Annotated in this window: 17 protein-coding genes and 1 tRNA gene; 3 read left to right on the top strand and 15 right to left on the bottom strand. The window is 75.7% G+C overall.

Annotated features, from left to right (window positions below; translation table 11 throughout):
• Positions 1 to 286: 286 nt before the first annotated feature.
• Positions 287 to 1,561 (bottom strand): SPFH domain-containing protein, encoded by a 1,275-nt coding sequence (locus tag IF43_RS41235; protein ID WP_234332613.1) that lies wholly within the window; start codon positions 1,559 to 1,561, stop codon positions 287 to 289.
• 1,292 nt (positions 1,562 to 2,853) lie between these two features.
• Positions 2,854 to 4,467 (bottom strand): peptidoglycan-binding protein, encoded by a 1,614-nt coding sequence (locus IF43_RS0132540; RefSeq protein ID WP_030209375.1) that lies wholly within the window; start codon positions 4,465 to 4,467, stop codon positions 2,854 to 2,856.
• Positions 4,468 to 4,536: 69 nt separating this feature from the next.
• Here IF43_RS0132540 and IF43_RS0132535 point away from each other — a divergent pair.
• Positions 4,537 to 4,610, top strand: a tRNA-Lys gene (locus IF43_RS0132535).
• 321 nt (positions 4,611 to 4,931) lie between these two features.
• Here the strand turns inward: IF43_RS0132535 and IF43_RS0132530 are convergent.
• The 9 genes from IF43_RS0132530 to IF43_RS0132490 all read right to left on the bottom strand — a co-directional run bounded on the left by IF43_RS0132530 (position 4,932) and on the right by IF43_RS0132490 (position 13,633).
• Entirely contained in the window at positions 4,932 to 5,591 is a 660-nt protein-coding gene (locus IF43_RS0132530; protein WP_030209372.1) for a class F sortase, read from the bottom strand.
• Positions 5,592 to 5,615: 24 nt separating this feature from the next.
• The gene (locus IF43_RS42270) at positions 5,616 to 6,488 is read right to left on the bottom strand and encodes a hypothetical protein (protein ID WP_051796631.1); all 873 of its coding nucleotides are present in this window, start codon (positions 6,486 to 6,488) and stop codon (positions 5,616 to 5,618) included.
• 138 nt (positions 6,489 to 6,626) lie between these two features.
• Complete coding sequence (locus IF43_RS0132520; RefSeq protein WP_030209367.1) at positions 6,627 to 7,406, bottom strand: HAD-IIA family hydrolase; 780 nt, start codon at positions 7,404 to 7,406, stop codon at positions 6,627 to 6,629.
• A 224-nt stretch (positions 7,407 to 7,630) separates the two neighbouring features.
• On the bottom strand, positions 7,631 to 8,704 hold the full coding sequence (locus IF43_RS0132515; RefSeq protein WP_030209364.1) for a 2-aminoethylphosphonate ABC transporter substrate-binding protein: 1,074 nt from the start codon (positions 8,702 to 8,704) through the stop codon (positions 7,631 to 7,633).
• 198 nt (positions 8,705 to 8,902) lie between these two features.
• Positions 8,903 to 9,700 (bottom strand): ABC transporter permease, encoded by a 798-nt coding sequence (locus IF43_RS0132510; protein ID WP_030209361.1) that lies wholly within the window; start codon positions 9,698 to 9,700, stop codon positions 8,903 to 8,905.
• Positions 9,687 to 10,643: a 2-aminoethylphosphonate ABC transporter permease subunit gene (locus IF43_RS0132505; protein ID WP_078910630.1), complete on the bottom strand. Its 957-nt coding sequence runs from the start codon at positions 10,641 to 10,643 to the stop codon at positions 9,687 to 9,689. The genes IF43_RS0132510 and IF43_RS0132505 overlap by 14 nt, the downstream gene beginning before the upstream one ends.
• Positions 10,636 to 11,736, bottom strand: coding sequence for an ABC transporter ATP-binding protein (locus IF43_RS0132500; protein ID WP_030209355.1), 1,101 nt, complete (start codon positions 11,734 to 11,736; stop codon positions 10,636 to 10,638). The genes IF43_RS0132505 and IF43_RS0132500 overlap by 8 nt, the downstream gene beginning before the upstream one ends.
• Entirely contained in the window at positions 11,733 to 12,506 is a 774-nt protein-coding gene (locus IF43_RS0132495) for a phosphonatase-like hydrolase (protein ID WP_078910629.1), read from the bottom strand. Before IF43_RS0132495 ends, IF43_RS0132500 begins: the two co-directional genes overlap by 4 nt.
• A gap of 5 nt (positions 12,507 to 12,511) precedes the next feature.
• A complete protein-coding gene (locus IF43_RS0132490; protein ID WP_030209351.1) occupies positions 12,512 to 13,633 on the bottom strand; it encodes a TIGR03364 family FAD-dependent oxidoreductase in 1,122 nt (373 codons plus the stop codon).
• A gap of 302 nt (positions 13,634 to 13,935) precedes the next feature.
• On the opposite strand from IF43_RS0132490, the gene IF43_RS0132485 reads away from it, so the two are divergent.
• Positions 13,936 to 14,691 (top strand): GntR family transcriptional regulator, encoded by a 756-nt coding sequence (locus tag IF43_RS0132485; RefSeq protein ID WP_030209348.1) that lies wholly within the window; start codon positions 13,936 to 13,938, stop codon positions 14,689 to 14,691.
• Positions 14,692 to 14,787: 96 nt separating this feature from the next.
• Here IF43_RS0132485 and IF43_RS0132480 read toward each other — a convergent pair whose 3' ends face one another.
• Complete coding sequence (locus tag IF43_RS0132480; protein WP_158939627.1) at positions 14,788 to 15,858, bottom strand: hypothetical protein; 1,071 nt, start codon at positions 15,856 to 15,858, stop codon at positions 14,788 to 14,790.
• Between the two features lie 309 nt (positions 15,859 to 16,167).
• Complete coding sequence (locus tag IF43_RS0132475) at positions 16,168 to 17,382, bottom strand: ROK family transcriptional regulator (protein WP_063753436.1); 1,215 nt, start codon at positions 17,380 to 17,382, stop codon at positions 16,168 to 16,170.
• 199 nt (positions 17,383 to 17,581) lie between these two features.
• Here IF43_RS0132475 and IF43_RS0132470 point away from each other — a divergent pair, with 199 nt between their 5' ends.
• Positions 17,582 to 18,679 carry a Gfo/Idh/MocA family oxidoreductase gene (locus IF43_RS0132470; protein WP_030209339.1) on the top strand — a complete coding sequence of 366 codons (1,098 nt, stop codon included), beginning with the start codon at positions 17,582 to 17,584 and terminating at the stop codon, positions 18,677 to 18,679.
• Between the two features lie 70 nt (positions 18,680 to 18,749).
• Here IF43_RS0132470 and IF43_RS0132465 read toward each other — a convergent pair whose 3' ends face one another.
• Positions 18,750 to 19,607 (bottom strand): fumarylacetoacetate hydrolase family protein, encoded by an 858-nt coding sequence (locus tag IF43_RS0132465; protein WP_030209333.1) that lies wholly within the window; start codon positions 19,605 to 19,607, stop codon positions 18,750 to 18,752.
• A gap of 216 nt (positions 19,608 to 19,823) precedes the next feature.
• Complete coding sequence (locus IF43_RS0132460) at positions 19,824 to 20,627, bottom strand: membrane protein insertase YidC (RefSeq protein WP_051796625.1); 804 nt, start codon at positions 20,625 to 20,627, stop codon at positions 19,824 to 19,826.
• Positions 20,628 to 20,656 lie beyond the last annotated feature (29 nt).

Raw genomic sequence — 20,656 nt, 5'->3', positions numbered from 1 at the left:
GGCCTGCCGCTGGGGGTACCTCCCAGCGGTAGCTGGGGGAGGCCTGCAGGCCGCCCCTGTCAAGCGCCGAGGGGACCCACACACCACGGGACCCACCCCGAAGCGAGCAAGCCCCCGAAGCCGCCCCCGCCCCCCCCTCCCCCGCCATGGGCCCGCAAGCAGCAGAACGACCCAAGCCGGCCCCAGGCAGCAGAACCATCCCCAGCCCGCCCCGGGCAGCAGAACGGCCGACGCGCCGAAGGGTGCACGTCGGCCGTTCCGGACCGGGGAGGGAACGGAGCGCGGGTTACTCCTGGCGGCCCGTGTAGAAGGCGACGGTCAGGTCCTTCACCAGCGCCTTGCGCTCGTAGTCGTCGAGCTCGACGAGCCCCCGCGACGTGAGCCGGTGGACGGTGTCGTCCACCGCGTCCACGACGGAGGACAGCACCGCGTCCCGGTGCTTGGCGTCGATCGCGGCGACCCGGCGGCGCTGCATGGCCGCCGCGACCTCGGGGGCGTACTCGATGCGGGTCGGCTGGGCCGAGTACACCTCGATGCCGACCACCTCGGCGTCGGCCGCCAGCACCCGCGTCAGCGCGTCGCCGACCGCCTCGGCGTCGCGCAGTGTGGGGGCGTCCTCGTGGAAGGCGTCCGCGGGCAGCTGGCTCAGCACCCGGGCCAGCGCCGACTCGACCTGCTCGGCGAGGTATTCGGTGTGGTCCTCGACCGCGAACTCGGCCCGTGCGGTGTCGCGGACGCGCCATACGACGTGGACCACGACCCGGAGGGCGAGGCCGCCCGCGTCGACGGCGGGCAGCGGTTCGCTGCGCCAGTGCCGCAGCCGTACGTCGACCCGGCGGCGCAACAGCAAGGGGCTCACCCAGACCAGTCCGGTACGGCGCACGGTGCCGCGGTAGCTGCCGAACAGGCTGAGCACCCAGGCGTGGCCCGCCCGGCCCCGGCCCAGACCGCCGAGGGCGACGAGCACGAGCACGCCGAGCGCGGCCAGCACGACCCAGTGGGTCCGGCCTGGTTCCACGGCGGCGGGGAGGGCGAGCGCCTCGGCGAGCCGGCGGGGAACGAGCCCCACGCGGGCGAGCACCGCCCCGCACCCGGCGAGCGCACCGGCCGCGGTCAGCGCTCCGACCCACCCGGGCAGCGCCGGGCCGCGCCGCTCCCGCAGCTCGGGATCAGCTCCGGGTGCGCGGCGGGCCGGCGCCGACGCGGGACGCGGGGTGGCGGACGCCGCGGTCTCGACCGGGGCAGACGCCGAGCCCGGAGCGACCGGGGCGGACCGCGATCCCGAATCCTGGGTGACGGAGGCGGGCACGAAGCCCGGCCCGCGGGTGACGGGGGCGGACCCGAAGCCCGAACCGCCCACGACCGGGGCCGACCCGAAGCCCGAACCGCCCACGACCGGGGCCGGCCCGAAGCCCGAACCACCGACGACCGGGGCAGCCCTCCGACTGTCGGGGCCTTGGTCGCGGAAGAGCGGGTGTACGGGGATCTCGGCCGTCCCCACGTTCCCGATCAGCGGCCGTCCGCCGCCGATGCGCGGCAGCGGCTGCGTGTCGTCGCCCACGAACGCGGACTCCGCGCCGACGGCCCCGGGGGCCTGTCCCGCGTCGTCCCCGGCGCGGGGGCGGGCGACTCCGGGCGTCCGGCCGCCGAAGGCGGGACCTGCGTCCGGGGTACGCCGAAACCCTGCGGGGGGCTCCGCACCACCAGGCCCGTCGGCGCCCAGACGGTCGGCAACATCTGCCGCCGCAGTACGGCGCGTGGCCGCCGGATGCCCGCTCGCGGAGGACGCGGGAACGGAGGACGCAGGAACGGAGGGCGCGCCGCCGGAGGACGCCCCGCCGGCGGACGCGGCCTGGGCAGCCGCAGGCGCGGCGGACACGGCTGTGGTCGCCGAGGGTGCGGTGGTCACGGGCCCGCTCGCGGTCGCGGGGACCACGACATCGGTCGCGGAGGGGGTGCTCGGCAGGGCACTCGATCGGGTATCGCCGGCCAGGTACGGCACCGGAGCGTCGCCCCTGGCCGCCGGCACGGCACCGTCGGCGCCGTCGGCACGGTGGTCAGCGGACGCCGGGGGGCAGACGCCGAGCGACGACGCCGCGGCCCCGGAGGGGGCCGGAGCTTGGACGGGCCCCTGGGCCACGGGGTCGGTAGCGACAGCTACCGGAACGGCCTCCTCGGCCACCGACTCGTGAGCTCCCGCCGGGACGAGGGCGGCGGGCGGCGCGGACGGCGACGGCGCGGGCTCCGCCGCGGGCCGGGCGTCGGGGAGCCGGGGCGCCCCCGAGGTGGGGGCGGGCTCGCCGGAACGGGGGGCGGCCACCACGGGGAAGGACCCGGTAGCCGTCCCGGCCGCAACGGCGAGGCCCGCGGCCGTCCCCGTGCCGGACGCGGTCGGCCCCTGAGGGCGAACGGGGTGTGCGCCCGAGGGGTCGTACGGCTCCTCGGTCGCCGGCTCGCGGCGCGAGAGGAGACCCCACGCGGCGTCGAAGGCCGCGCGCCGGGACCGCCGCCCAAGCGTCCCGGCCGTCCCGGCCGTCGCTCGTCGTGCCCCCGCCTCGGGGCGGTCCGAGGCCGCGGGGGCCGGTTCCGTGACCGCCGGGCCGAGCCGGTGGGCTCCCGCCGCCCCCTGTGGTGCGGCGGGTTCCGGCGCCTGGGCAGGGGGTTCCGGCGCCTGCGCGGCGGACTCCTGCGCCTGTCCGGCCGGCTCACGCGCCTGCCCGGCGGGTTCCTGCGCCGTCGGGGGCGTCTCCGGCGGGGCGGGGAAGAGGCCCCACGGGTTGGGGTTGGGGTTGGGGTTCGGGTTGGGGTTGGGGTTGGGGTTCGGCTGGGGGGTCGGGTGCATCGTCGCCTCCGTCACGCGAAGAGCCGTCGCCAGGTTTCCGGGCCGGGGTAGCCGTCAGCCTCCGAACTCCGCCAGCCCTGGGCGCGCTGGAAGGCCTCGACGCTGCGGCGGTCCGCCTCCGTCCAACGGGGGCCCGGGTCGGACGTGTAGTACTTGCCGAAGCCCCTGTGCAGGAGCTGTCGGCGGAGGGCCGTGACGGCCGGGGAGGACTGACCCGGGCGGAAGACCCCCCGCCCGGGGTACGAGAGCGCCACGGAGCCACCGCTCACGCCCCCGCCGGCCGCACCGCCACCCCTGGCGGGCCCACTCGCGCCCCCCACGCCCGGCTTCGCGGGCCCACCCGTCCCCGCCGCACCCGGCTTCGCCGGAGCGGTCGAGGCCGCCGCGCCCGCCTTCGCGGGACCGGTCGTGGGCGGGATGTCGCGGCCCTGGTTCAGAGTGAGCAGGCGCCACGTCGTCGGGCCCGGGAGGCCGTCGGCGTCGCGGCCCGTCCAGCCCTGGGCCAGTTGGAAGGCGCGGGTCGCCCGGCGGTCGGCGTCGGTCCAGCGCGGGCCGGGCCCCTTCGCGTAGAAGCGGGCGCCCCCGCGCTTGACCAGCATCTGCCCCAACCGCGTCACGTACGCGTTGTTCGCCCCCGGCCCGAAGGCGGCGCGCCCCGGGTACGCCGCGCTGCCACCCGGCCCCGGCCGGCCCGGCTCGCCGGTCACGACGCTGCCGGTCACGCCCTTGTAGCGGTACGGGACGTACTTGGCGGAGTTGTTCCAGTAGGCGTACGGGGTCGACTGCACCCGCGCCCGCGGCGGGGTCTGCTCGTACGCCCGGTAGTACGTGCGCGTGTGGTCCGTCCAGCCGCCGAAGAGCGTGACGTGCGAACCGGCGCTCGGGTTCGCGGGGTTGTGGAAGAGCAGCATGTCACCGGGCTGGAGCTCGTTCTTGGTGATGCGGGTCGCGAACGCGTCCAGGCTCCCGGTCCACTCGTTCGACCCCAGGTTCCAGGCCATGGAGACGAACCCCGAGCAGTCCTGCCGGTACCCGTCGGTCCAGTACTTCGACATGCTGTACGGCACCTTCGCGGCCACCCACACCTTCGCCCGGTTGATGATCGTCGCCCGGTCGATCTTGCGGATGGTGGACGGTGCGGTGGGCTGGGCCGTGGACGACGGGTCGTCCGTGGTCGTCGACCCCGGCCGGCCGGCCGGGGAGCCGGGCGCGCCCGGGGCGCCCGCCTTCGTGCCGTGGAGGGCGGAGGGCCGGCCCTGCGGGGTGCCCTCGCCGTCGCGCACCTCCCCGGACCGCACGTCACCCGCTGGCACCTCCCCGGACCGCACGTCACCCGACGGCACCTCGCCGGACCGCACCGCGGCCGCCCGCACCGGGGCCGACGATCCCGCCGGATCCGCCTCCGCGCGGCCCTGCGGGGTGTCCGCGGCCGCCGCGGCCGCCCCGCCCGCGCCCAGTGCCACGCCGGCCGCCGTCGCCAGGACCAGTACGCGCCGGGCGCCGTGGGCACCGGGGTGACCGCCGTCCCGGAGGGTCAGCGTCCGGGCGGCGCGGCGGTGCGCGGCGCAGCCGGGGCAGGGGCAGTCGGCGGCGGGCCGGTACTCCTCGAAGACCGGCGTCGGCATCGTCATGGGCTTCGGCATGGGCATGCGGCTCCGTCCACTCCCCTGGAGATCCATCTGGCGAGGCATCAGGCGCCGCTAGCTCAGTTGGTTAGAGCAGCTGACTCTTAATCAGCGGGTCCGGGGTTCGAGTCCCTGGCGGCGCACAGACGGAAGAAGCCCCTCGCGTATGCGAGGGGCTTCTTCGTATTGTCGTATTGGCTCTATGGTGGTTTCGGACCACCCGCACCTTCCGACCTCCCGCGCCGGTCCCCGGACTCCTCCCGCAGTCCGGGCGCGCCCGCGGTCGAGGACCGGCCCGGCCGGCGGTCCGGGCGGGCTCCCGGCCGGGCCCGGTGCCACTCCGGTGGACCGTGCGCCCACTTCACCTCCCGGTGGACCGTGCGCCCACTTCACCTCCCGGTGGACCGTGCGGCCACTTCACCTCCGGTGGACCGTGCCCCCACCCCACGCCCCTCGGCGTGCGGCTACTTCGCGCGCACGACGTCCGTCAGGTACGCCGAGACCACCACGTTGGCCGTGTACTCCTTCGCCGTCTTGTCGTACGTGCCGCCGCAGGTGATCAGCCGCAGCTCCGCCCGCCCCGGCACCCGCGGCCCGTACACCTTGGCCGCGTCGAAGCGGTCGCGCTCGTAGACGCGCACGTCCTCGACGGTGAACTCCGCCACCACCCCGTCGGCCCGCAGCACCCGCACCTTCTCCCCCACCTGCGTCGCGCTCAGCCCGTAGAACACCGCCGGCTTGGAGCGCGTGTCCACGTGGCCCACCAGCAGCGCCGCGCCCGCCGCGCCCGGGCGGGTGCCCGAGCCGAACCAGCCGACGGTGCCCGGCTGCTCGTACGGGGGCGGGTCGACCGCGCCGTCCTTGTCCAGGCCCCGGGGGACAACCGGGGCCTGGACGCCTATGGACCCCACGTCCACCCGCTGCGGCGGCGCCGCGCCCGGGAGCGGAGCGTGCGGGGCGGGCAGGCCGAGGACGAGGGCCGATCCGGCCGAACCGGTGCCCGCGGCGGGGCCCGGCACGTCCGTGATCTCCCGCCCCCACAGCCACAGGCCGAGGACGATGACGGCCCAGGCCGCGCCGGTCAGCAGCCGACCGCCGCCCCGGGGGCGCTCGGCGCCCGCCACGTCAGCCGCCCGCCCCGGCCGGCGTCACTGGCCGCTGCGGCGGCGCCGCAGCCTCAGCGCCCGGCCGGCGACGGCGATGGTGGCGGCCGCCGCGAGCACCGCGCCGATCACGGTGTGCGGCAGGCCCGGGCCGTCCTCCGGACCCTCGTGCCGGGCGGCGGCGGGCTTGTGCTCCTCGGCGGCCGGGGCCGCCTGCGCGCCGGCGGGCACGTCCTTGGCGACGGCACCCGAACCAGCACCGGCACCGGCACCAGCACCCGCGCCTGCGCCCGCATCCGCTCCGGTGCCGGCTCCCGCCCCGCCGTCCTTCCCGATCTCCCGCTTGGCCAGTTCCTCCGCCATTCCGCCGCCGCCGGCGTGCACCGGCCAGTACGGGGTGGAGTGGTGCGAGGGCTGGTCATGGCCCCCGTCGTGGTCGCCGCCGTGGGAGAGGACCTGGATCGAGCCGGTGGCGCGGCCCTCGTGGCCGTCGCAGGTCACCCGGATCGTGTGCCAGCCCGGCTGCGCGCGGGAGCTGATCATCGCCTCGCCGTAGAGCGGATTGCCGCCCCCGTCGCGGCCGGACAGCTCGGCGTCGGCGACGAAGACCGGCGACTTCGCCGAACCCCTCGTGCCGTCGCAGCCGTCGACGCGCAGCTCGACCTGCGCGCCCGGCGAGGCGGCCTGCGGAGAGACCCAGACCGAGCCGCGACCACCGTCGCGGTCTCGGCCACCGTCTCGGCCACCGTCGCGGCCGCCGTCGCGGCCTCCCTCGTGGTCACGTCCGTGGTCGCTGTCGTTGTCCTCGGCCTGGGCGAAGGGGGCGGTGGCGTGGGCGAACGGGGCGGTGGCGGCGGCCCCGGCCAGCAGGGCGACGGCCGCCCCGGTGGCACGGAGCGCGAGAAGAGCAGTGCGCATCGTGAACCTCCTGGTATTGGCAGGTTCACGCACCGTGTCCGCCCGCGCATCCCGTGGAGCGTGTCGCTCGTCCGTACGGGTGCGGCCCGGACACCCGTACTGAGCAGTGCGGATGCCGGGCCGCGGAGGACCGGGACCTCAGATCAGGTCGACGAGGTCCGCGATCGAGTTCACCGTGTGCGAGGGCCGGTACGGGAAGCGGTCGACGTCCGCGGTGGTCGTCAGCCCCGTCAGCACCAGGAACGTCTCCATGCCGGCCTCCAGGCCCGCGAGCACGTCCGTGTCCATCCGGTCGCCGATCATCGCGCTCGTCTCGGAGTGCGCGCCAATGGCGTTCAGGCCGGTGCGCATCATCAGGGGGTTGGGCTTGCCGGCGAAGTACGGCCGCTTGCCCGTGGCCTTGGTGATGAGCGCGGCGACGGCGCCGGTGGCGGGCAGCGGGCCCTCGGTGCTCGGTCCGGTCTCGTCCGGGTTGGTGCAGATGAAGCGGGCGCCCCCGTTGATGAGCCGGACCGCCTTCGTCATCGCCTCGAAGGAGTACGTGCGGGTCTCGCCCAGCACCACGTAGTCGGGGTCGTGGTCGGTCAGCACGTAGCCGATGTCGTGCAGCGCGGTGGTCAGGCCGGCCTCGCCGATGACGTACGCCGTGCCGCCGGGGCGCTGGGCGTCGAGGAACTTGGCGGTGGCCAGGGCGGAGGTCCAGATGTTCTCGACCGGTACGTCGAGCCCCATGCGCTGGAGCCGGGCCTGGAGGTCGCGGGGCGTATAGATGGAGTTGTTGGTCAGGACCAGGAACGGCCTGCCGGAGTCGCGCAGCCGCTTGATGAAGGCGTCGGCGCCGGGGATGGGGGTGCCCTCGTGAATGAGGACGCCGTCCATGTCCGTGAGCCAGGATTCGATCGGCTTGCGCTCTGCCACGGGACTGTTCTCCGCTCTGCGGTGGCCTCTGACCTCGCGGGTCTCTGGTCTGTACCACCCTAGCGAGTTTGATCGGCGGACGACGCGGGCGTCCGCGGGCCGGTCACCAGGGCGCCGGTGGAGGTCGCCGTGGCGGCGGGCCGTCCCGCCGCCACCCCCTTTCGGTCCAGACCCGTTATCGAAAACGTCATGCCGCCGGTCAGGGGTGACCGGCAGGTGACGCGTCAGCTTCCGGTGGCGGACTTCCACGCATCGACGTAGGAGGTGAGGTTCTCGTCGATGTCGGCCCAGTCGGGCTCGAAGACCTCGACACCGCCCATCAGGCGCGTCAGTTCCACGGCGTTGGCGTCGGTGGGCTTGACGTCCGTACGGGCCGGGAAGCCGCCGCCGACCGAGCTGACGAGCTTCTGGGCCTCGGGGCTGAGGAGGTAGTCGAGGAGCTTCTTGCCGTTCTCGGTGTGCGGGCCGTCGGCTACCAGGCCGGCCGCGTACGGGAGGGCGAAGGTGGTGGGCTTGCCGCCGGCCTTGGCGGGGAACCAGATGCCGAGGTTCGGCATGGTCTTGGACTGGGCGAAGTTCATCTGCACGTCGCCGTTGGCAACCAGGATCTCGCCCTTGTCGGTCTTCGGTGCGAGCTTGCTGGTGGAGGAGGACGGGCCGACGCTGTTGGCCTGGAGCTTCTTCAGGTACGCGAGGGCGGGGGCCTGTCCGCCGAAGTCGTGCATGGCCTTGATGAGCACGGCGGTGCCGTCGCCGGCGACGCCGGGCGTCGAGTACTGCAGCTTGCCCTTGTACGTGGCGTCCAGCAGCTCCTCCCAGGTCGTGGGCGCCTTGGTGAGCTCCTTCTTGTTGTAGACGAAGCCGAAGTAGTTGTTGACGACCGAGGTCCACAGGCCGTCGGCGCCCTTGTCGCCGCCGTTGACCTGGCCGGACCCCTGGGGCTGGTACTTCGTCAGCAGGCCCTTGCCGGCGGCCTGCTGGATGAAGGGCGGGAGCGTGACGAGCACGTCGGCCTGGGTGTTGGACTTCTCGCGGACGGCGCGCTGCACCATCTCGCCGGAGCCGCCCTCGACGTACTTGACCTCGATGCCGGTCTTCTTCGTGAAGTCGGCGAAGACCTTGTCGTACCAGCCGTCGCCGTTCTCGCCCTTGAGGCCGTCGGCGCTGTAGACGGTGACGACCTCGGCGTCGCCGCCCTTGCCGTCGGAGGACGCGGCGTCGCAGGCGGACAGGGCGGCGGAGAGGGTGAGGGCCGTGGTGGCGGCGGCGCAGGCGCGCAGCAGGTGGTGGCGGGACATGGGGTGTCGTTCTCCTCGGGAGGCACGCGGAGCGGGGTGGGGCGGGGGGTGCGGGCGGTGCGGTGGCGCAGGCAGGTGCGTCGGCGGTGCGGGGCGGTGCGTCGGCGGTGCGGGGTGGCGCGTCGGCGGTGCGGGGTGGTGCGGTCTGGGGCGGGGTGGTGCGGCGTGGGGGCTTCGGTACGGGGGCCTCGTCGGGAGCTAGCGGTACGAGGCCTTCGTACGGACGCGGGAGACGGCCAGCAGGACCAGCAGCGTGGTCGCCATGAGGACCACCGCCACCGCCGAGCCGCCGTGCAGCGAACCACGGTCGGTCGCAGTGAAGATACGGACCGGCAGCGGCACCCAGTCGGGCGGGTAGAGCATCATCGTGGCGCTCAACTCGCCCATGGAGAGGGCGAAGCAGAGGCCGGCCGCCGCGTTGAGCGAGGGCAGCAGGAGCGGCAGCCTGACCCGCCACAGGACGTACGCGGGCGAGGCTCCCAGGCTGGCGGCGGCCTGCTCGTACGCCGGGTCCAGGCGCCGCAGCGCGGCCGCGACGGACTGGTGGGCGAAGGCGGTGACCAGGACGGTGTGCGCCAGGACCACGATGGTGCTGGTGCCGTTGAGCAGCAGCGGGGGCCGGCTGAAGGCGACCAGGACGGCGAGTCCGACGACCACCGAGGGCACCGCGACCGGCAGCATGAACAGCCCGTCGAGCAGCCGCTTCCCACGGGTCCCGAGCGCGGACCCGGCCAGCGCGGCCCAGGTTCCGGTGGCGAGGGCGAGCAGGCTGGCGGTGACGGCGGTGACGAGGCTGGTGACCAGGGCCTGGAGCGACTCGCCGCGGACGGCGGCCGCGTAGTGCCCGGTGGTCATGCCGGAGGGGAAGGCGCCGGACCAGTGCGTGGCGAACGAGGCGGCCACGACGACCAGCAGCGGCAGGGCGAACAGGGGCAGGAAGAGGAGCCAGAACAGGCCCCAGGCGGCCCAGCGGCCGGCCTTGCTATGCACCAGCACGGTTGCCCACCACCCGGTAGAGGCCGTACAGGCCGACGGATATCGCGATGTCTACGACCGCGACCACGCAGGCGGCCGGGTAGTCGGACTCGAGGATGGCCTTGCCGTAGACCAGCATCGGGAGGGTCGTGACGCCCTTGGCGCCGGTGAACAGGACGATCCCGAACTCGTTGAGGCACATCACCAGGACGAGGCTGCCACCGGCGGCGAGGGCCGGCAGGGACTCGGGCAGGACCACCCGGCGCACGACCCGGGCGGGCCCGGCGCCGAGACTGGCGGCCACTTCCAGCTGGGCGGTGTCCAGCTGGGAGAAGGCGGCGAGCAGCGGGCGCATCACGAACGGGGTGAAGTACGTGATCTCCGCGAGCAGCACGCCCCAGCGCGTGGTCAGGAAGTGGAACGGGCCTTCGGCGGCCCCGGTGACGTCGGTCCACAGGCCGTTGGCCATGCCGACCGTGCCGTAGATGAAGAGCAGGGCGAGGGTGACGAGGAAGGAGGGGAAGGAGAGGAACACGTCGATGAACCTGGCCACCGCGCGCGCACCGGGGAACGGCACGAAGGCGATCACCAGCGCCAGGGTGAAGCCGAGCAGCAGGCAACCGGCGGTGGCACCGGCGGCCAGCGTCACGGTGTTCCCGAGCGCCTCGCGGAAGGAGACCGACCGGAACACCGCGGCGTAGGCGTCGAAGGCCCCGGCATCGGGGTCGTCGGGCGTCAGGGACTGCCGGACGACGAGCGTGAGGGGGTAGAGGAAGACCAGGCCGAGGACGGCCACGGGCGGCACGGCCCAGAGGAGGCGGGCGGCGCCGGTCCTCGCGGCGCGGGGGCCGGGGCGGGGCCCGCGGACGCCGGTGCGCGGCGCCGGGTCCCCCTCCGGCTCCGCGGCCGGGAACGGGGGCGCGGCCTGGCCCGGGGGCGCGGCCCCGGTGACCCGACTACGCATCGCCCACCCCCGCGGCCAGGAGCACCCCGTCGCGGGGCGCGAAGTGGAGTGCGACCTCGTCCCCGAGGGCGGGCGTCTCGCGCAGCTCCGGCAGGTCCGCCTTGACCCGGTGGCCGGCGACGTCGACGTACAGCCGGTGCGTGGAGCCGCGCCACTGCACCTCGGTGATGCGGCCGCGCAGGGTGTTCGGCCCCTCCCCCAGGCGCAGCAGGTGCGGGCGGACGCAGAGGGTCGCGCGGGCACCGGGGGCGAGGGCGCCGGCGCCGTGCGGGAGGGTGACCTCCAGGTCGACCCGGCCGGGGCCGTCGTCGCCGAGCCGGACGGTGCCGTCGTCGCCGAGCCGGACGGTGCCGTCGCCGACCCGGACCGGCAGCAGGTTCGCGTTGCCGACGAAGGAGGCGGTGAACTCGGTGCGGGGCCGCCGGTACAGCTCCTGGGGGGTGCCGCAGTCCTGGAGCCGGGCCCGGTCCATGACGGCGATGCGGTCCGCGAGCGTGAGGGCCTCGATCTGGTCGTGGGTGACGTACAGGATCGAGACGTCGGGCAGTTCGCGGTGCAGACGGGCCAGTTCGGCGAGCATGCCGGAGCGCAGCTGGGCGTCGAGCGCGGACAGCGGTTCGTCGAGGAGGAGGACGCCGGGCCGGATGGCGAGGGCGCGGGCGATCGCGACCCGCTGCTGCTGGCCGCCGGACAGCTCGCGCGGGTAGCGCTTGGCGTAGGCGGCCATGCCGGTCATCTCCAGTACCTCGGCGACCCGGGCGGGGATGCCGGCCCGCGGTGCCTTCTGGGCGCGCAGGCCGAAGGCGACGTTCTCCTCGACGCGCATGTGCGGGAAGAGGGCGTACTGCTGGACGACCATGCCGATGCCGCGGCGGTGCGGCGGGAGGTCGGTGACGTCCCGGCCGCCGATCAGCACGCGGCCGGCGACCGGGCGTACGAAGCCGGCCACCGCGCGCAGGGCGGTGGTCTTGCCCGAGCCCGAGGGGCCGAGCAGCGCCATGACCTCGCCGGGTTCGACGCTCAGGTCGAGGGAGTCGAGGACGGTGGTGCCGTGGTAGGCGACGGAGACGGAGTCGAAGCGGATGCCGGTCACGTCGCCGGACCTCCTTCCGGTGCCCCGCCACCCTCCAGGCGGCCGAGGAGGCCGGGGAGCGCGGCGACCGAGCCGAGGACGTGCGTCGCGCCGTGCCGCTCCAGCCACTCGCGGCCGTGGGCCCCGGTGAGCACGCCCGCGACCACCCCGGCGCCGGCCCGGGTGCCGCTGAGCATGTCGTACGCCGTGTCGCCGGCGACCGCGACCTCGGTGACGGCGTCGGCCGCGCCGGTGCGCAGGAGCGCGGCCAGGACCATGTCCGGGTACGGGCGGCCCCGGCCCCCCGCGTCGGCGGGGCACAGGGTGAGGTCGGCCAGGTCGCGCCAGCCGAGGGCGTCGAGGACGGCGTCCTGGGTGACCCGGGCGAAGCCGGTGGTCAGGACGACGGTGCGGCCCTGGGCGCGGAGCGTCTGCACGGCCTCGCGGGCGCCGGGGAGCGGGGCGACGAGGCCGCCGTCGACGAGTTCGCCGTAGGCCATCTCGAAGGCGGAGTTGGCGCGCCGGGCGAGGTCCTCGCTGCCGAAGAGGTGCCGGAAGACGGAGATCTTCGACTCGCCCATGGTGTCGCGCACGTACTGGAGCTTGGCCGCGTGGTCGGGCGAGCCGGGCTCGACGCCGAGGCTGTCGGCGGCCCGTTCGAAGGCGCGCTCGACGAGGCCGCCGTCGGCGACGGTGGTGCCGGCCATGTCGAGGACGACGAGGCGGTGGAAGGGGACGCGGGGGGCACGGGTGGTGCGGGGGGTGTCAGTGGCGCGGGGGGTTTCGGTCATCTTCCTTACCAGCCCAGTTCGTTCGCGGTGGTCTCGGCGATGGCGGGCGAGCAGGTCATGCCGCGGCCGCCGGGCCCGGTCACGAGCCAGGTGCCGGACCGGACCTGCTGGCGGTGCACGACCTTCGCGGGGTCGGTGCACTGCGCGTACACCCCGGCCCAGCGGCGGCGGACGCGCGGCAGCGGGCGGCCCAGGAAGCCCTCGACGACGGCGGTGAGGTGCTCGTACGGGTCTTCGAGGATGTCGAAGGCGAAGGGGTGCTCGTACTCGTGGGTGTCGCCGATGGTCAGGCCGCCGTCGCGGCGCTGGACCATGAGCAGCTGCATCCTGTGCTCGGCGGCGACCGGGGTCTGGGCCTCGGCGGCGGTCAGCTCGTCGAGGGCGGGGCCGCGGTAGGCGGGGTAGTAGCGGAAGCTGTCCCCGTCCGCCACGGACGTGGTGAGCGGCTCGCCGAGCGGCTCGGTCTGCATCATCTGGAGGCGGACGCGGCGTACGGGCAGGTCGGGGACGAGCTCGCGGACCAAGCCGGACAGCCAGGCGCCGGTGCACAGGACGACGGCGTCGCCGGTGTGCGTGTCCCCGTGGTCGTCGCGTACGGCGCTGTCGCCGACCACCTCGCGGACCTCGCGGCCGGGTCGGAAGGTGTACCGGCCGCTGGACAGGAGGGCTTCGCGCAGGGCGAGTTGGGCGGTGCGGGGTTCCACGGCGGCGTCGCGCTCGCAGTGCAGGGCCGCGGTGAACGCCCCGCGCAGGGCCGGGTTCAGCGCGCGGGCCTCGGCCGGGGCGAGCAGCCGGTATCCGCGGGCGGCGGCGTCCGGGCGGGCCAGGGCGGCCTCGGCGACGGCGAGTTCGCGCGGGGTGCGCACGAGAGTGAGCGACCCGTTGGGGCGGAAACCCAGGCCGGGTACCGCCGCCCCGACGCCCTCCCACAACTCCCGGGCGCGCAGGGCGGTCTCGACTTCCGCGCCGCCCGCGCGGCCGCTGACCCAGATCTGCCCGAAGTTGCGCAGCGAGGCTCCGCGGGCCTCGGCCTCGCGCTCGATCTGGACGACCTCGTGGCCGCGCTGGATGGCTTGCCAGGCGTGCATGGTGCCGACCACGCCGCCTCCGACGACTATGACTCTCACGCCGGAAACGGTCGTGGCGGGGGGTGGATCGGGGGGATCCGGTCGGCGACGGGCCGGTGAACAGCCACCCAAGCTTGGACTAGACCCGTTATCACTCCGTGATGCCAGGGGGATGGTATCGCGAGGATCACCCCGGTTCGTCCCCCGACCTGAGGTCCCGGAGGCGGTCCCCGGGCGGTCCCCGACAGGGACGGCGGGCGCGGAGGCGGCCCGGCGGCGGCGCGTGGGCGGCGCGTGGCGGCGCGAGTAGCCGCCGGGCGGGCGGTGCGGGGAGCGACGGTGATCGCCCGTAGGGTCCCGGTGTGGAACCGACCCAGCACACCCCCGGCGCTCCCGTCCGCTCCGGCATCCCGGAGCACGGGCGCGTTCCGAAGTACTACGCCGTCAAGGCCCGGATCGCCGAGCTGATCAGCGAGCTCGGCGAGGGCGGCCTGCTCCCCCCGGAGCGCGACCTCGCGCTCCGCTACGAGGTGGCCCGCGAGACCGTCCGCCAGGCCCTGCGCGAGCTGCTCCTGGAAGGCCGGCTGCGCCGCCACGGCCGCGGCACGGTCGTGGCCGGCCCGAAGCTGGAGCAGCCCCTGGCCCTGGCCAGCTACACCGAGGGCGTGCGCCGCCAGGGCCGCCGCCCGGGCCGCAACCTGATCGGGCTCGACACGTTCCCCTGCCCGCCCGACCTGGCCCCGAGCATCGGCGCGGAGCCCGGCGAACCCGTGTGGCACCTGGAGCGCGTGCTGCTCGCCGACGACGAGCGCGTCGGCCTGGAGTCCACGTACGTCCGGGTGGCCCGCGTCCCGCACCTGGACGCCGACTTCGAGCCGGACTCCTCCTTCTACGGCTACCTGCGCGAGCGGCTCGGGATCTCCTTCGGCGACGCGGACGAGAAGCTGGAGACCGTCCTGGCCACCCCTCGCGAGGCGCTGCTGATCGGTACCCCGCCGGCGCTGCCGATGCTGCTGATCCACCGCTTCTCGCGGGACCAGGACGGGCGCCCGCTGGAGCGGGTGCGGTCGCTGTACCGGGGGGACCGCTTCAGCTTCACCGCGCACCTGAGCCCCTGAGGGGCGGGCGCGCATCCGGCCGGCCAGCGGGTCAGCCGGACGGCCGGCCATCCGGTACGGCGGGCCAGCCGGTACGGCGGCCAGCCAGTCGGCGGGTCAGCCGGTACGGCGCAGGCGGCGGCCGGCCACGACCAGCGCGCCACCCGTGGCCGCGAACGCCGCCGCGAGCCCCGCGAGGGCGGACAGCCGGGCCGGGGTCAGCGCGGTCGGCGTGCCTCCGGTGCTGGCGAGGGAGCCGGTGGCGGCCTCGGGGCGCGTCGGCTCCTCCGGCCGCTCGACGGAGAAGCGGTAGCGGCCGCTCTCCCCGACCCAGTCGCCGTCGTCCCCCTTGCGCTGCACGAGGGCCGCGTCGGCGATCACCTCGCCCGGCGCCGTGTCGGGCGTGAAGGCCAGGCGGACGGTGACCGTGACGGTGCCGCCCGGGGCGAGCGTGAAGCCCGCGAAGGCCGGCGTTCCGTCACCGGCCCCCGCACCGCCGCCCCCGTCGAAGACGGCGACGACCTCGTCCTGGTCGGTCTGCTCGAGGCTGACGGCATGGGTGCGGCCGGTGCCCTTGTCCACGAAGTCCATGATCAGCTGGGTGGACCTGAGGACGTGGTCGCGGTCGGTGAAGACCACGACGGGGTGGACGGCACGGCAGGTCCGCGCGGTCGTGTTCGTCAGGTCCAGGTACCAGGTCTGCGGGCCCCCGCCACTGCGGTACACCGCCGGACCGCCCCGGATCCGCGCGCCGATCGGGAACTCGGGGCTCTTGCCGTCGCCGCACTCGGGCTGGATCCGCGAGGGCAGCGCGGGCGCGGGCTTGGCCCCGCCGCCGTTGCCCACGTCCCGCGGCGGTCCCGGCGCGAAGGGGCGGAGGAGGAGACCCCGGGCGGCCGCGGCGGCGAACGGAGCCCCGAGGGGGGCGCCCCGGACACCCCGCACACCCCGCACACCCTGGCCACCCTGGACGCCCTGGACGCCCTGGACACCCTCGACGCCCTGGACGCCCTGGGCCCCGAACGCGGACCCGAGGGGGATCCCCTGGGCGACCCGGGCGGGCAACGGGGGCCCGAGGCGGCTCCCGTGGGCCGAGGCGGCGAACGCCTTCGGCGCGGCGAGGGCGGCGGGGGCCATGCCGACCACGGCGAGCGTGACGGAGAGGGCCAGGGCGTTCCGCATTCGCATGGGGTGCCTTCGCTGCTCGCCGGACAGATGTTCCGACCAGGTGACCATCACCAAGTCGTACCCGGCACCCTGCCATGCCCGCCCGGCACCCCCGGGCACCCCCACGCCCGCCCGCCCGACTTCCCCCCGGATGGCGCACCGGCGCACCCCGGGCCCGGAGCGGCACCGCACTCACGGCCCCAGGCCGGGCCCGAGCAGACGGGCCGCCACCGCGCAGACCACGGGGCAGACCTCCACGGGGTGGCCCGGCCCGGGACGGGCCCGCCAGGACGGGCCGGCACCGGGCGGCCCCACGACCCCGCCCGTCCGCTACCCGCCGTCGCCCAGCGCATCGCCGCCGAACAGCCCCCCGAGTACGAGCTCCGCCGCACCCCGGGCCACCGCGCCGCCCGGCGCCAGGGCCACCGGGACGACGTACGCGCCCAGCGCCCGCTCGGCCAGGACCTCCGCCACGCCCCGTACGAACGCGTCCGGCGCCTCCGCCACCACCCGGCCGCCCAGGACGACCCGGTCCACGTCCAGCAGGGCCACCAGGTTGGCGGCCGCCGCGCCCAGCACCCGGGCGGCCCGGTCCGGGTCGGCACGGCCGACCGCCTCCAGGCACAGCGCCTCCGCACAGCCGCGGGCCCCGCAGGCGCACCGGGGACCGTCGAGCTGGAGGACCTGGTGCCCGAACTCCCCGGCCCCCGTCCGCGGTCCCCGGTGCAGGGCGCCGCCGAGCACGATCCCGGCCCCCAGGCCCGTACCGACGTGCAGGTACGCGAACGATCCCGCGTCGTCGGGCCCGTCGGGGACCGGCAGCCCGGACCGCGGTCCGGCGGGGTCGGGCCGCGGCCCCTCGGTCCCCGACGGCCCCGCCGTCCCCGCCATTCCCTCCGCCCCCGCTGTCCCCGCCGGCGGCGCACCGGTGGTCCGGGCCGCGCCCAGGGCCCCCGCGTTCGTGTCCTTGTCGAGGACGACCGGGACTCCCGCGAGGCCGGCACCGCCCGCGGCCAGCCTGCGGACGAGGGCGTCGCGCAGCGCCACGCCCTCCCACGCGGGGAAGCCGGTCACCCGGCCCAGCACACCCGACCGGTGGTCGAGCGGGCCCGGGGCCGCCACCCCCACGCCCAGGACCCGGCCGGCCGCGCCGGCCCCGGCCAGCCCTTCGACCTCGCGCGCCGCCACCTCGACCACCGCGTCCGGCCCCGCCCCGAAGTCCAGGGACCCGACCCGTTCGGCCACCGCGCGTCCGGCGAGGTCCACCCGCACCGCCCGGAACTCGTCCCGGTCCAGCTGCACGCCCACGGCGTACGCGGCCTCCGGCACCAGCCGCAGCAGGGTCTGCGGCTTGCCGCCGGTGGAGGCGCGGCGGCCCGCCTCGGCCACCAGGCCGTCGGCCCGCAGCCGCGCGGTGATCTTGCTGACGGCCTGGGGGGTGAGCCCCGTGCGCCCGGCCAGCTCCAGCCGGCTCGCCCCGGCCCCGCCCGCCTCGCGCAGCAGGCGCAGGACCAGCGCGTCGTTGTGCCCACGGAGCACCGGCAGGTTCGCCCCGCCGCGCCGCTGCTCCCGCGCCCGGTCCCCGGCCGGCTCCCGCCCCGGGTGCCGGTCCCGCCCCGCGTCCGGGTCCCGCCCCGCGTCCGGGCCGTCCCCGGTGGTCTGTCCGTGTGCCGTCGATGCCCTGTCCACCGCCCCATTGTCCCCTGTCCTTGCACTTTGGAAACAGCGTTGCTTAAGTAGGGGGATGAACACCCCCACCCCCCTCCGCGTAGCGGTCATCGGCTACGGCCTCGCCGGCTCCGTCTTCCACGCCCCGCTCGTGGCCGCGACCGAGGGGCTGGTCCTCGACACGGTCGTCACCGGCAACGCCGAGCGGCAGGCGCGCGCCCGCGCCGAGTTCCCCGACGTACGGATCGCCGCCTCGCCCGAGGAGCTGTTCACCGGGTCGTCGGCCGCCGACCTCGACCTGGTCGTGATCGCCTCGCCCAACAAGACCCACGTCCCCCTCGCGACGGCGGCCCTCGACGCCGGCCTGCCCGTCGTGGTCGACAAGCCCGTCGCCGGCACCGCCGCCGAGGCCCGGGCGCTGGCCGCCCGCGCCGAGGAGCGCGGACTGCTGCTCTCCGTCTTCCAGAACCGCCGCTGGGACAACGACTTCCTCACCCTGCGCACCCTGCTGGCCACCGGCGAGCTCGGCGAGGTCCAGCGCTTCGAGTCCCGCTTCGAGCGGTGGCGCCCGCTGCTCAAGGGCGGCTGGCGGGAGTCCGGCGCCCCGGAGGAGATCGGCGGGCTGCTGTACGACCTCGGCAGCCACGTGGTCGACCAGGCCCTGGTGCTGTTCGGCCCCGCGGTACGGGTCTACGCCGAGACCGACGTGCGCCGCCCCGGCGCCCAGACCGACGACGACACCTTCATCGCCCTCACCCACGCCGGCGGCGTGCGCTCGCACCTGTACGTCAGCGCCACCACGGCCCAGCTGGGCCCCCGCTTCCGCGTGCTCGGCTCGGACGCCGGCTACGTCAAGTACGGGCTGGACCCGCAGGAGGCGGCCCTGCGCGAGGGCAAGCGGCCGGGGCGCGGCGGCGCTCCCTGGGGCGCCGAGACGGAGTCGCTGTGGGGGCGGATCGGCTCGGGCGAGTCCCCGCTGACGGGCGGCGGCATCCCGGTGCCGACGGTGGCCGGCGACTACCCCGCCTACTACGCCGCGGTCGCGGGCGCCCTGCGCGACGGCACCCCGCCGCCGGTGACCGCGTACGAGGCGGCCGACGCGCTCGACGTCCTGGAGGCGGCCCGCCGCTCCGCGCACGAGGGCGTGACCGTGGAGCTCCCGCCCCGCGCCTGACGCCCCCGCGCGCGAACGGGGCCGGGCGCACGGTGTCCGCACCGCGCGCCCGGCCCCGTGGGCGTCCGGCTCAGGCGTCCTTGAGCTCCTGCCGCTGACGGCCCAGGCCGTCGATCTCCAGCTCGACCACGTCGCCGGCCCGCAGGTAGGGCTTCGGCTCGGGCCGGCCCATGGCGACGCCGGCGGGCGTACCGGTGACGATGACGTCGCCCGGGTAGAGGGTCATGAAGCGGCTCAGGTACCGGACGACCTCGCCCACCGGGAAGATCTGGTTGGCGGTGGTGCCGTCCTGCTGCTTCTCGCCGTTGACCCACAGGCGCACGCCCAGGGTCTGCGGGTCGCCGACCTCGTCGGCCGTCACGAGCCACGGACCCAGGGGCGTGAAGGTCTCGCAGTTCTTGCCCTTGTCCCAGGTGCCGCCGCGTTCGATCTGGAACTCCCGTTCCGAGATGTCGTGGGCGAGGACGTAGCCGCCGACGTGCGCCAGCGCCTCCTCCGCCGAGTCCAGGTACCGCGCGGTACTGCCGATGACGACGCCCAGCTCGGCCTCCCAGTCGGTCTTCACGCTGCCGCGCGGCACGAGGACCGTGTCGTCGGGGCCGACGACGGTGTCGGGGGCTTTGAGGAACATGATCGGCTCCTCCGGGATCGCGGCGCCGATCTCCTCCGCGTGGTCGTGGTAGTTCAGGCCGATGCCCACGATCTTGCCGATCCGGCCCACCGGGGCGCCGATCCGCAGGCCCTCGGCGGCGAGGCGCGGGAGCTCACCGGAGGCTGCCGCGTCCCGCACCCGGGACAGCGCGCCCTCGTCGGAGAGCAGGGCTCCGTCGACGTCGGCGACGAGACCGGACAGGTCCCGCAGGACGCCGTCCTGGTCGAGCAGCGCGGGGCGCTCCGCCCCGTCCGGTCCGACGCGCAGCAGCTTCATGGGCATTCTCCCGTGGTCGTGGGTGGTCGGCCCGCGGGCATGCCCCGGGCCGGACGATGGGTTGCGGCCATCGGAGGATTGGCCGATCCTCCAAGAAGTCCATCCAATGCGCAAGACCGTGTTCACGTACTGGAACGCCATCGCCCGACCGGAGACGCGCCGGCCCGCCCCGGGCTCCCCCCGCCCCGCCCACGCCGCCTACGCCGACTACGCCGCCTACGCCCCTGCCGCGACCGCCGCCCGGGACCGGGCGTCCCACCGGTGCTGGAGCCAGGCCCGCTCGGCCGCCGACCAGGCGGTGGTGGTGAGGAGGTAGAGCCCGGCGGCCAGCGGCACGATCGCCGCCGTGACCAGCGTCCCAAAGGCGAGCAGGGGCATCCAGCGGGCGACCCGCTGCATCCCGGCAGCACCGGCGTCGCCGGCGCCACCCGCCCCGGAACCGGCACCTGGCCCGGAACCGGCACTCGTCAGCGCCGCCGTCGACGCCGCGAAGGACCGGCGCCCGCGCACCACGTTCCAGCCGGCCACCGCCGCCAGGGCCGCGAACAGGGCGAGGAACACCAGCCCCTCGGCGCCGAACGGCCCGCCCGCGCCCAGGGCGTCCGCCCAGCGCGCCCCCAGCGGCGCGGACAGCAGCCGGTGGTCCAGCAGCCCGTTGACCCGTCCGCCCACCTCGGCGGAGGAAAAGACGCGGTACATCACGAAGAACACCGGCAGCTGCACCAGCATCGGCAGCAGCCCCGCAAAGGGCGAGACCTTCGCCTCCGCATGGAGGGAGGTCAGCTCCCGGCGCAGCCGCTCGGCGTGCTTCGGGCCGGCGTACCGCTTCCGCAGCTCGGCCACGCGCGGGGCCAGCGCCGCCCTGGCCCGCTCGCCGCGGAAGGCGGCGCGGGTGAGCGGGTGCAGCCCGGCCCGCACGAGCAGCGTGAGCAGCACGATCCCCGCGGCCGTCGCCGAGGCGCCGAGCAAGGGGTCGAGAAGACGGGCAAGAAGATCGACAACAGTGATGAAAAAGGACATCGGGGTCCCCCGGAAGGTCTCGTCCTGCG

The sequence above is a fragment of the Streptomyces sp. NRRL S-87 genome, from assembly GCF_000719335.1.
Lineage (GTDB): Bacteria > Actinomycetota > Actinomycetes > Streptomycetales > Streptomycetaceae > Streptomyces.
This window is presented reverse-complemented; position numbering and strand designations above follow the sequence as displayed.